Source organism: Pseudomonas sp. zfem005, assembly GCF_032621735.1.
GTDB lineage: Bacteria > Pseudomonadota > Gammaproteobacteria > Pseudomonadales > Pseudomonadaceae > Metapseudomonas > Metapseudomonas solani.
Genome location: NZ_JAVYJE010000017.1, coordinates 115,610 through 125,344, shown reverse-complemented (window position 1 = coordinate 125,344; position 9,735 = coordinate 115,610). Strand labels below are relative to the sequence as shown.

Sequence of the window (9,735 nt, the reverse complement as noted above, 5' to 3'; positions counted from 1 at the left end):
GGCCTCGACACCCGCACCGGGCTGATCGACTACGACGAAGTCGAGCGCCTGGCGGTGGAGCACAAGCCGAAGATGATCGTCGCCGGCTTCTCCGCCTATTCGAAGACCCTCGACTTCCCGCGCTTCCGCGCCATCGCCGACAAGGTCGGGGCGCTGCTGTTCGTCGACATGGCCCACGTCGCCGGCCTGGTCGCCGCCGGTCTGTATCCCAGCCCGCTGCCCTACGCCGACGTGGTCACCACCACCACCCACAAGACCCTGCGCGGCCCGCGCGGCGGCCTGATCCTCGCCCGCAAGAACGAGGAGATCGAGAAGAAGCTCAACTCCGCCGTGTTCCCCGGTGCCCAGGGCGGCCCGTTGATGCACGTGATCGCCGGCAAGGCGGTGTGCTTCAAGGAAGCGCTGGAGCCCGGCTTCAAGACCTACCAGGCCCAGGTGATCAAGAACGCCCAGGCCATGGCCCAAGTCTTCATCGAGCGCGGCTTCGACGTGGTTTCCGGCGGCACCGACAACCACCTGTTCCTGCTGTCGCTGATCAAGCAGGGCCTGACCGGCAAGGACGCCGACGCCGCCCTCGGCCGCGCCGGCATCACCGTGAACAAGAACGCAGTGCCCAACGACCCGCAATCGCCCTTCGTCACCTCCGGCGTGCGCATCGGCACCCCGGCCATCACTACTCGTGGCTTCAAGGAGCCGCAGAGCATCGAGCTGGCCGGCTGGATCTGCGACATCCTCGACCACCTCGGCGATGCCGATGTCGAGGCCCAGGTGGCCAAACAGGTCGCGGCCCTCTGCGCGGACTTCCCCGTCTACCGCAACTGATCCACGCCCATGAAAAAGGCGGCCCGAGGGCCGCCTTTTTCGTTACCACGCCCTGGTCAGGCGAACTGCGCGCGCAGCTGCCGCGCCGCCGCCACCATGTTCACCAGCGCCGCTTCGGTCTCGGGCCAGGCGCGGGTCTTCAGGCCGCAATCCGGGTTGACCCACAGGCGCTCGGCAGGGATGCGCTCGGCCGCCTTGCGCAGCAGGCCGGCCATCTCGGCGCTGTCCGGCACACGGGGCGAGTGGATGTCGTAGACGCCCGGGCCGATCTCGTTGGGGTAGGCGAAGGCCTTGAAGGCCTCCAGCAGCTCCATGTCCGAGCGCGAGGTCTCGATGGTGATCACGTCGGCATCCATGGCGGCAATGGACTCGATCACATCGTTGAACTCGCTGTAGCACATGTGGGTGTGGATCTGGGTCTGGTCCGCCACGCCCGAGGCGCACAGGCGGAAGGCCTCGGTGGCCCAGTCCAGGTAGCCCTGCCACTGGCTGCGGCGCAGCGGCAGGCCCTCGCGGAAGGCCGCCTCGTCGATCTGCACGATGCGGATGCCCGCCGCCTCCAGGTCCACCACCTCATCGCGGATGGCCAGCGCCAGCTGCCGGGCCTGCTCCTCGCGGGTCAGGTCCTCGCGGGGGAAGGACCACATCAGCATGGTCACCGGGCCGGTGAGCATGCCCTTCATCACCTTGTTGGTCAGGCCCTGGGCGTAGCGGATCCAGTCCAGGGTCATGGCCTTCGGGCGGCTCAGGTCACCGAAGATCACCGCCGGCTTCACGCACCGCGAGCCGTAGCTCTGCACCCAGCCGAAGCGGGTGAACAGGTAGCCGTCCAGCTGCTCGGCGAAGTACTCGACCATGTCATTGCGCTCCGCCTCGCCGTGCACCAGCACGTCCAGGCCGAGCTGCTCCTGCACCTCCACCGCATGGCGGATCTCGCTGTGCATGGCCTCGGTGTAGTCGACCGCCGACAGCTTGCCCTGCTTGAAGGCCTGGCGCGCCAGGCGGATCGACGCCGTCTGCGGGAAGGAGCCGATGGTGGTGGTGGGGAACAGCGGCAGGTCGAGGTGCGCGCGCTGCTGGCGGATGCGTTCGGCGAAAGGCGAGCGGCGCTGGCTGTGGGCCGGCTCGATGGCCGCCAGGCGTGCCTGCACCGCCGGTTTGTGGATACGCGGCGAGCGCGCACGGTCGGCCTGCACGGTGCGGCTGTGGGCCAGGGCGGCCAGCACCTCGGGGGCTTCCGGCTCGCTCAGGGCGCGGCCGAGGATGGCGACCTCGGCGCACTTCTGCACGGCGAAGGCGAGCCAGTCCTTGAGTTCGCCATCGAGCTTGTCCTCACGACCCAGGTCCACCGGGCTGTGCAGCAGCGAGCAGGACGGCGCCACCCACAGGCGCTCGCCCAGGCGCTCATGGGCGTGCCGGAGCACATCCAGGGCCTTGTCCAGGTCGCAGCGCCAGACGTTGCGGCCGTTGACCAGGCCCAGGGACAGCACCTTGTAGGCCGGCAGGCGGTCGAGGATGGTCGGGTACTGCTCCGGGGCGCGCACCAGGTCGATGTGCAGGCCATCCAGCGGCAGGCTCGCGGCCAGGCCGAGGTTGTCTTCCAGGCCGCCGAAATAGGTGGCGATCAGCTTCTTCAGCGGCTCGCGCTGCAGCAGGTTGTAGGCCCGCTCGAAGGCGCTCTTCCACTCCTGGGGCAAGTCCAGCACCAGGATCGGCTCATCGATCTGCACCCACTCCACGCCCTGGGCGGCCAGGCGCTGGAGGATCTCCCCGTAAACCGGCAACAGGCGATCCAGCAGATCGAGGCGGTCGAACTCACCGCCCTTGGCCTTACCCAGCCACAGGTAGGTCAGCGGGCCGATCAGCACCGGCTTCACCGGGTGGCCCAGGGCATGGGCCTCGTCCACTTCCTCGAACAGCTGTTCCCAGCTCAGCTGGAACTGCTGGTCAGCGGTGAACTCCGGCACCAGGTAGTGGTAGTTGGTATCGAACCACTTGGTCATCTCCTGGGCATGGGCGCCGCCGCAGCAACCGCCGGAAACGCCACGAGCCATGGCGAACAGGGTGTCCAGGCCGGGCTTGCCGCTGTGGGGGCGGAAGCGCTCGGGCACCACGCCGAAGGTCAGCGAATGGGTCAGCACCTGGTCGTACCAGGCGAAGTCGCCCACCGGCAGCAGCTCGATGCCGGCGTCCTTCTGCAGTTGCCAATGGGTGGCGCGCAGGTCACGGCCAACAGCGCGCAGCCCGGCTTCGTCGAGTTCACCTTTCCAGAAGGCTTCGAGGGCTTTCTTCAGTTCGCGGTCGCGACCGATGCGGGGGAATCCAAGACTGTGGGCCAGGGCCATGGCATGACGCTCCATTCAGGTTGATGGCGCCATTGTCGACAGCCGCGACTCCATGAGACAAACTCAACATTTTCTCGTTCGTCACAAATTCTGCTCATAGAGAATCGCCATGCTCGAGTTCCGCCACCTCAAGACCCTGCACGCCCTGCGCGAGGCCGATAGCCTGGTGGAGGCGGCGGAACGCCTGCACCTCACCCAATCGGCCCTCTCCCACCAGTTCAAGGAACTGGAGGAACGCCTCGGCATGCAGCTGTTCGTGCGCAAGACCAAGCCGGTGCGCTTCACCAGTGCCGGCCTGCGCCTGCTGCAACTGGCCGACTCGCTGCTGCCGCAACTGCGCAACGCCGAGCGCGACATCGCCCGGCTGGCCGGCGGCACCGCCGGGCGCCTGCACATGGCCATCGAATGTCACAGCTGCTTCCAGTGGCTGATGCCGACCATCGACCAGTTCCGCGATGCCTGGCCGGAAGTGGAGCTGGACCTGGCCTCGGGCTTCTCCTTCGCCCCGCTACCGGCCCTGGCCCGTGGCGACCTCGACCTGGTGGTGACCGCCGACCCCATCGACCTGCCCGGCATCACCTACGTGCCGCTGTTCACCTACGAAGCGTTGCTGGCGGTGGCCAACCAGCACCCGCTGGCGGGCAAGCCCTATATGGTCCCCGAGGACCTGGAAACGGAAACCCTGATCACCTACCCGGTGGAACGCGACCGCCTGGACATCTTCACCCGCTTCCTCGAACCCGCCGACGTCGAACCGGCCCAGGTGCGCACCTCGGAACTCACGGTGATGATGATGCAGTTGGTGGCCAGCGGCCGTGGCGTCTGCTGCCTGCCCAACTGGGCGCTGCACGAGTACAGCTCGCGGGGCTACGTCACGGCCAAGAAGCTCGGCGAGAAATCCCTCTACGCCACCCTCCACGCCGCCATCCGCTCGGACATGCTCGACGCCCCCTTCATGCGCGACTTCCTGCTCACCGCCAAAGACACCTCCTTCGCCACCCTTGAAGGCGTCAGCGCCGCGCGTTGACCCGCAGGCATGCGCCAACCCGTGAGAACGAATTCATTCGCGATGGGGCCGCGGGTTGCACCCGCCCTACGACGGCACAGCCCCTGTAGGGGCGAATTCATTGGCTCTGTCTGCGTTAAGTGTTGCTAGAAGAATTGAGCCCAGCTGATTGCCGAGCTCTGGTGATGTTTCTGGTTTCGCCCCCCCGGGCGAGTCCCTTTTAACAATCGCCTTAAAAGGAACCAAAAGGGCTTGCCCCATCATCCGGCCCCGGCTTCGCCGGGGTTCCCTCACTCCATCGTCGCTCTGGGGGCCGGCGCGATAGGCCATCCATGGCCTGGCGCGCCTCTCGCGGCATCCATGCCGCTCGTCCCCCGGCGCAACGACTGCGTTCGGCCTCCTGGAGGGGCGTTGGCGGCTGCTCCAACTTTCTTCGTCCAGCACATCGCCACGTGGTGCGCACGAGCTTTCGTAGGATGGTGTAGAGCGAAGCGAAACCCATGCGGTGGAGGTGGTACGAACTCTTGGACGCCCGGAAAGGGCCGTGCTTGAGCGCTTGCTTTAAAACCACAACAGCTAACGCAGACAGAGCCAATTCATTCGCCAAGCGATGCGCAGCATCGCCAGCCCTGTAGCCCGGGCTTCAGCCCGGGGGCCATTCGCCCCCGAACGCCAAAGCCCGGGCCCCGCTCAGAACAGCGCCAGGCTGTAGCTCAGGATCACCCGGTTCTCATCCACGCCCCGGCCCACGCTGGTGCGGTAGACGGCGTTGCGCCAGGTCAGCCCCAGGTCCTTGAGCGGGCCGCTCTGCACCGCGTACTTGATGTCCGTGTCGCGCTCCCAGCCCTCCACCGAGCGGCCATCGCCCAGCTCGCCGTCCCGGGCCTTGAAGTAGCGGGTCATCAGCGACAGCCCCGGCACCCCGAGGGCGGCGAAGTCGTAGTCATAGCGCAACTGCCAGGAGCGCTCGCCGCGCTCGACGAAGTCGTAGTACTGGCCGAAGTTCACCAGGTAGGCATCGGCCCCCTGCACGTAGGGGAAGGCGGTGCGACCACTCATGCGCTGCAACCCCAGGCCCAGGGCATGGCCGTCGTGGCGGCGGTAGGTGAACAGGCCACCGACCGAGCGGTTGTCGATCTCGCGGCTCCAGCCGGTGCCGGCATCGCGGCTGTCGAACAGGCGCAGGTCCAGCTCCAGGCGGTCCTCGCCCAGGGGCAGGCGGCCCTTGAGGCCGAAGAAGTCCTGGCGGTAGAGGTCCTCCAGTTCGGCATGGTGATAGCTCAGCACCCAGCCGGGGCGCGCCTCCCAATCGACGCCGGCGAGGTCCAGGTGCCCGGCGCGCGGCCCGGCGGTGAAGCGCTTGTTGCGGTTGTACAGCGCCAGGTCGCTGCGCCCGCCCTCGTTGCGCTGGCTCACCTCGTCCAGGCGCGCCAGGGTGAAGCCCAGGCCCTCCCACTCGCGGGATTCCACCAGGCCGCCATGGAAGGTCTGCGGGAACAGGCGGCCGTTGTTCGGCTGCAGGGTGGGCAGCTTCGGCACCAGCGCGCCGAGCTTCAGTTCGCTGCGCGACACCCGCGCCTTGAAGGTGCCGTCGAGACGGCCGTAGTCATCGGCGGCGCGGCCATCGTCCTGCACCGCCAACAGCCCGGTGCCGGCGCGGCCCTTGCCGGAATCCAGCTTCAGGCCCAACCGGCCCATGGCGTCGAGACCAAACCCGACGGTGCCCGGCGTGTAGCCGGAGCGGTAGTCGAGGAGGAAGCCCTGGGCCCACTCCTCGTGCAGCGAATCGCCCGTGTCGTTACGGAAGTCGCGGTTCATGTAGAAGTTGCGCATCTGCAGGGTGGCGCTGGAACCCTCGATGAATCCCTCGGCGGCCAGGGCCCAGGGGGCCGCGCCGCCCAGCAGCAGGGCAATGAAGACAGGGGGGTGTTTCTTGTTGTTATGCATGGTGCTCTCCAAGGCTCGGGGCGCCGGGGGGCGCCCCTTCGTCAGGGAGCGCTCAGGTGCGCTCCAGGACCATGGCTACGCCCTGGCCCAGCCCCACACAGAGGCTGACCACGGCGTAGCGCAGGTTCTTGCGTTGCAGGGTGCGGCAGGCGGTCAGCGCCAGGCGCGCACCGGAGGCGCCCAGTGGATGGCCGATGGCGATGGCGCCGCCGTGGGGGTTGACCCGGGGGTCGTCCGCCTCCAGGCCCAGCCCCTTGAGGCAGGCCAGCACCTGCGGGGCGAAGGCCTCGTTGATTTCGATCAGGTCGACCTCGCCCAGCGTCAGGCCGGCGCGTTGCAGCGCCAGCTGGATCGCCGGCTGCGGGCCGATGCCCATGATCCGCGGCTCGACACCGACGCTGGCGCTGGCCAGCACCCGCGCCAGCGGCCGCACGCCGTGGCGCTCACCGATGACGCGGTCACCCAGCAGCAACAGGGCGGCGCCATCGTTGATGCCCGAGGCGTTGCCGGCGGTGACCACGCCCCCCGGGAACAGCGCCGGCAACCCGGCCAGCCTGGCGAGGTCGATGTCGGCGCGAGGATGCTCGTCCCGCTCCACCCGCGTGACCTCGCCCGCGCGGCGCCCAGGAATCTCCACCGGCAGGATCTCGCCCGCGAAGAAGCCCGCCTCCAGCGCCGCCTGGTAGCGCAGCTGCGAGGCCAGGGCGAAGCGGTCCGCGGCCTCGCGAGAAATACCGAACGCGCGGGCGATCTCGTCCCCCGTCTCCGGCATCGAATGGGCGCCGTGCCGCGCCACCAGGCGCGGGTTGGCGAAACGCGCGCCGATGGTGCTGTCGGCCACCTCCAGGTCACGGCTGAAGGCACGCTGCGCCTTGGCCATGACGAAGGGCGCTCGCGACATGCTCTCGGCGCCGCCGGCCAGGACCAGCCGGCCTTCGCCGCAAGTGATCGCCCGCGCCGCGTCGACCACCGCCGACAGGCCGCTGGCGCACAAGCGGTTGACCGTCTGGCCGGCCACGCGCACGGGCAGCCCGGCCGCCAACAGGGCGTTGCGGGCCAGGTTGCGGCTGTCTTCCCCGGCCTGGTTGGTGCAGCCGAGGATCACCTCGTCCAGCGCCTCCAGCGGCAACCCGGCGGCCGTCAGCACCGGCATCAGCAGGCCAGCGACGAGATCGTCCGGGCGCACCGGAGCCAGGGCGCCGCCGTGACGGCCAAAGGGCGTGCGCAGGCCGCCATAGATATAGGCATCGAGCATCAGCGTTCTCCTTGGAAGGGGGCATCGACATGCAGCAGGGACAGGCCCAGCCGCGCGCGGCGGCGCAGCCAGGGGCTGGGGCGGTAGCGCGGGTCACCGCTGAGGGCGTGCAGGCGCTGGAGGATCGACAGCACCCGCGCGGCGCCCAGGTGGTCACCCCAGGCCAGCGGGCCCAGTGGGTAACCCAGGCCCAGGTGCAGGGCCAGGTCGATATCGGCCGGCGTGGCGATGCCCTGCTGGGCGATGTCGCAGGCCAGGTTGACGATGCCGGCCAGGGTGCGCTGGACCACGAAGCCAGCGCTGTCGCGGATCACCGTGACCTTGCCGCCATCGGCCGCGAACAGGGCTCGCGCGGCCTCCAGGCAGTCCGGCCGAGTGACGGGCGTGGACATCAGGCAACGGTGCGAGGCCCGCTCGGCCAGGGCATCGAAAGCCACCACCCGGGTGGGGTCGAGTTCGAGGTGCAACGCCGCCTCGGTGGCATCCAGGCCCAGGGGCGCCAGCAGGCAGAGCGCCTCTGTGGAAGGCCGCTCGCCCTCCTCCAATACCGCGCCCAGGCCTTCCAGCCAGGGGCGCAGAAGCGCAGCGTCGAAGCCTTCGTCCAGGCCCAGCCACACCGGCATCCGTGGCCCATCCAACGCCACGATCGGTGGTTGCTCCACAGCGTCGGGCGGTGGATAGCGATGGAAGCCACGCCCGCTCTTGCGCCCCAAGTGGCCGGCAGCCAGGCGCTGGCGCAGCAAGGGGTGCGGGCGGTAGCGCGGCTCTTCGTAGTACTGCCGGTAGATGGACTCCATGACCGGCACGCTGACGTCCAGGCCCACCAGGTCCATCAGCTCGAAGGGACCCATGGGGAAGCCCGTGCCATCGCGCAGCAAGGCATCCACCTCGGCCGGCGCCGCCACACCCTCGGCAAGGATGCGCAGCGCCTCGGTGCCATAGGCGCGCCCGGCATGGTTGACCAGGAAGCCCGGCGAGTCCTGCGCCCGCACCGGCTGGTGCCCGAGCCGCCGCACCAGCGCCAGCAGCCGCTCGACCACGTGCTCGTCGGTGGCGAGCCCCGGGATCACCTCCACCAGGCGCATGCGCGGCACCGGGTTGAAGAAGTGCAGCCCGGCCACCCGCCCCGGCGCCTCGCAGGCCGCCGCGATGGCGGTGATCGACAGCGACGAGGTGTTGCTGGCGAGAATCGCCACGCCCCCCAGCAGCGCCTCCAACTGGCGGAACAGAGCCTGCTTGGCGGGCAGCTCCTCGACTATCGCCTCCACCACCAGCTGGCAGCCGGCCAGGCCCTGCAACCCTTCCACCGCCAGCAGGCCGACACGGGCCTGCTCCAGTTGGGCGTCGCTGACGCGGCCCTTGTCCCGCTGTTTCTCCAGCTCAGCAAGGATGCGCTCGCGGGCCTGTGCCGCCGCCTCGGGCCGCACGTCGTGCAACCGCACCTGCAAGCCGGCGCAGGCCGCCAACTGGGCGATGCCCTGGCCCATGGCGCCGCAGCCGACCACGCCGAGGTGGGTGATTTCGCTCCCGTTCATCGGCCCTGGTACTCCGGCTCGCGCTTGGCGAGGAAGGCGCGCATGCCCTCCTTCTGGTCCTGGCTGTCGAACAGCAGTTGGAAGGCCTGGCGCTCCAGCAGCAGCGCGCTCTCCAGGGGCAGGTCGGCACCGTCGCGCACCACCGCCTTGATCTGCGCCACGGCCAGCGCCGGCAGGCGGGCGATCTCTTCGGCCAGCGCCAAAGCGCGGGGCAGCGCGTCGTCGTCGGCCAGCTCGCTGACCAGGCCCATGGCCAGGGCCTCCTCGGCGCCCACCAGGGCACCGGTCAGCAGCAGGCGCAGCGCCCGGTACTTGCCCAGCGCCCGCACCAGCCGCTGGGTGCCACCGGCGCCGGGCATGATGCCGAGGCGCACCTCGGGCTGGCCGAAGCGCGCCGTGGCGCCGGCGACGATCAGGTCGGCGTGCAGCGCCAGCTCGCAGCCCCCACCGAGGGCCAGGCCGTTGACCGCGGCGATCAGCGGCTTGCGGCACTGCGCCAGGGCCTGCCAATAACGCTCCACGCGCCGTTGTTGCACCTGCAGCGGGCCGGCTTCCACCAGCTCCCCCAGGTCGGCGCCGGCGGCGAAGACCGTGGGGCCGCCGCTGATGACGATGGCCCGCACCTTGGGGTCGTCGTCCAGGCCCTGCACGGCGTCGGCCAAGGCACGGCGCAGGGCCATGTCCAGGGCGTTGCGCCGCTCCGGGCGATCCAGCGTCAGCAGGGCGATGCCGGGGCCGGGGTGTTCGAGCCGCAGCGGTGGCGGCGGGCAAAAGCGTTCTTCATGGACCGTCATGACGATCTCCGATCAGTTCTCTGTGCAGGGG

7 protein-coding genes are annotated in these 9,735 nt (G+C 69.4%); 2 read left to right on the top strand and 5 right to left on the bottom strand.

The window, feature by feature from the left end; genetic code table 11:
- On the top strand, positions 1 to 822 hold an 822-nt coding region (gene glyA / locus RTW82_RS29515; protein ID WP_316927322.1), incomplete at its 5' end, for a serine hydroxymethyltransferase.
- 56 nt (positions 823 to 878) lie between these two features.
- Here glyA and metE read toward each other — a convergent pair.
- Positions 879 to 3,167 (bottom strand): 5-methyltetrahydropteroyltriglutamate--homocysteine S-methyltransferase, encoded by a 2,289-nt coding sequence (gene metE, locus RTW82_RS29510; RefSeq protein ID WP_316927321.1) that lies wholly within the window; start codon positions 3,165 to 3,167, stop codon positions 879 to 881.
- A 109-nt stretch (positions 3,168 to 3,276) separates the two neighbouring features.
- Here metE and metR point away from each other — a divergent pair, with 109 nt between their 5' ends.
- Positions 3,277 to 4,194 carry a transcriptional regulator MetR gene (gene metR, locus RTW82_RS29505; RefSeq protein WP_021217003.1) on the top strand — a complete coding sequence of 306 codons (918 nt, stop codon included), beginning with the start codon at positions 3,277 to 3,279 and terminating at the stop codon, positions 4,192 to 4,194.
- A gap of 669 nt (positions 4,195 to 4,863) precedes the next feature.
- Here metR and RTW82_RS29500 read toward each other — a convergent pair.
- From RTW82_RS29500 to RTW82_RS29485, 4 genes are read right to left on the bottom strand one after another with little or no spacing between them, the layout of a single operon-like run.
- A complete protein-coding gene (locus RTW82_RS29500; RefSeq protein ID WP_316927320.1) occupies positions 4,864 to 6,120 on the bottom strand; it encodes an OprD family porin in 1,257 nt (418 codons plus the stop codon).
- A 52-nt stretch (positions 6,121 to 6,172) separates the two neighbouring features.
- A complete protein-coding gene (locus RTW82_RS29495) occupies positions 6,173 to 7,375 on the bottom strand; it encodes a 3-oxoadipyl-CoA thiolase (RefSeq protein WP_316927319.1) in 1,203 nt (400 codons plus the stop codon).
- A complete protein-coding gene (locus RTW82_RS29490) occupies positions 7,375 to 8,910 on the bottom strand; it encodes a 3-hydroxyacyl-CoA dehydrogenase (protein WP_316927318.1) in 1,536 nt (511 codons plus the stop codon). The genes RTW82_RS29495 and RTW82_RS29490 overlap by 1 nt, the downstream gene beginning before the upstream one ends.
- On the bottom strand, positions 8,907 to 9,704 hold the full coding sequence (locus tag RTW82_RS29485) for an enoyl-CoA hydratase-related protein (protein ID WP_316927317.1): 798 nt from the start codon (positions 9,702 to 9,704) through the stop codon (positions 8,907 to 8,909). Before RTW82_RS29485 ends, RTW82_RS29490 begins: the two co-directional genes overlap by 4 nt.
- Between the last annotated feature and the right edge of the window lie 31 nt (positions 9,705 to 9,735).